3 protein-coding genes are annotated in these 1530 nt (G+C 31.4%); all 3 read right to left on the bottom strand.

All coding sequences use genetic code 11. From position 1 onward, the window contains the following. Positions 1–103: 103 nt before the first annotated feature. Positions 104–502 (bottom strand): NUDIX hydrolase, encoded by a 399-nt coding sequence (locus tag AC1EUY_RS16065; protein WP_480196567.1) that lies wholly within the window; start codon positions 500–502, stop codon positions 104–106. Positions 503–760: 258 nt separating this feature from the next. Then, positions 761–1066 carry a hypothetical protein gene (locus tag AC1EUY_RS16060; RefSeq protein ID WP_480196566.1) on the bottom strand — a complete coding sequence of 102 codons (306 nt, stop codon included), beginning with the start codon at positions 1064–1066 and terminating at the stop codon, positions 761–763. 3 nt (positions 1067–1069) lie between these two features. After that, on the bottom strand, positions 1070–1530 hold a 461-nt coding region (locus tag AC1EUY_RS16055), incomplete at its 5' end, for a hypothetical protein (RefSeq protein WP_480196565.1).

The raw sequence follows: 1530 nt of genomic DNA, 5'->3' as shown, positions 1-1530 counted from the left end.
TAAATTACTATTTTTGGTTAAGCACTGACGTTAGCAATTACGAGTGGATTCGGACATAGTCGAATCCGCCGTAATTGCGGTTATACATTGTTGTAATGCGTTTTTATTTCAGTTCATCATTTTTTTTGAGGAATCCAAATATTTTTTTGTCCACTTCAGATATAATGTTCAAGTCTTTATAATTCAACCACCTTATTTCTTCAATTTCGCTTTTCGGGCTTAAAATTCCGTCATATTCTGCTTTATAACAAGTCATTTTAACTAAAACACCTTCTTTTGCTCCGTCAGATTGAGCTTTGAAAGTCCCAACATATTTAATTGTCTCACTTTTTATTCGAACGTCTAATTCCTCCAATATTTCTCTCTCAAGAGTCTGTTCGTCAGTTTCACCTAATTCTCTTTTTCCTCCTGGGATATAATATTTTGATTTACCTTTAGATTTTGTGCTTAAAATTTGTCCGTTTTTAGTTTCAATAAACGCTATTTTATCAACTTCTTTCATTTTTCGGTCAGTTTTGTCAAATGCATTACAACGGTCTTGTATATGGCTCGTAGCGTGCAAATTAGCGATAAATTTTCGGTTAAGCACGAGCCGGATTTTTTAATTTTCTTATCACCTTTTCTTTTCAATAAGCCAAATTAAAAAATTTGGCGGACTTGCAAATATGCCTTAACTTTTAATCAAGCAACTAATTAGCTATGAGCTATATACGTTGTTGCCACACGTTTTTTTCGCAATCTCAAAGCAATTCACAATTCCTTATTTTTTTCTTTTAATTGTCAAAATAGTATAAATACCAGCTATTGCAAGATTCGTCCAAAATTGCCAAAACACAGGCATTAAAATTGCCAACATAAATAGAAATATTGTTAATGTTGTCAGAGAAATTAACTGTCTGTTTTTTCTGATGACAGCTAATAATTCAGTCGTTTTTGATTTTACATTCTGCGTTGTGCTTGCTCTTTCTGGAAATAAACTTACTCCCATTTCTACAACATTCCTATTTTCGATTAAAGCCCAACCAATTGAATTGGTTCCTAAATCTAATCCTAATATTCTACTCATAATTTATCCGATTTCTAATTCGCATACTTTTCCGTTTTCGGTCGAGTAATGTATTTTTAGTTTTTTCTTTTTGTAATGATGAACTTTTGCCTCAACAACGTAATCCCAAACCCACATTATACCGTCATTTTTAATTCTGTTTGGTTTTCCAATCAATTCCTTAATCCGCTTTTTATCAAAATCGACAAATCTTTTCAGTCCGTTTTCTTTTACGCGTATCATTTTCACAAAACCATTTTCTATAACATATTGAATTCCGTTGTCCATTAAAACCCAACCGTTTCTTATTTTCAGATTTTGATTCTTATCTTCATTATCATAGTATTCAGATATTTCTTGTCCATTAAGTTTTTGAATATTTTCTCCAATAAAAATTCCGCCAAAAGAGGTTGATTTTATATCAAATTCCCTTGATAAAATGACTTCTGGATTTTCTATGAATTCTGTTTTTTTCAAATGTGTGG

This window comes from Maritimimonas sp. 2210JD6-3 (assembly GCF_056591795.1).
Note: the sequence above shows the minus strand (reverse complement) of the source record. Positions and strands in the feature narration are given on the sequence as shown.

Excerpts from the sequence above, each read along its gene's own strand:
- AC1EUY_RS16065 (WP_480196567.1), bottom strand. The coding sequence starts at position 502 with ATGAAAGAAGTTGATAAAATAGCGTTTATTGAAACTAAAAACGGACAA.
- AC1EUY_RS16060 (WP_480196566.1), bottom strand. The coding sequence starts at position 1,066 with ATGAGTAGAATATTAGGATTAGATTTAGGAACCAATTCAATTGGTTGG.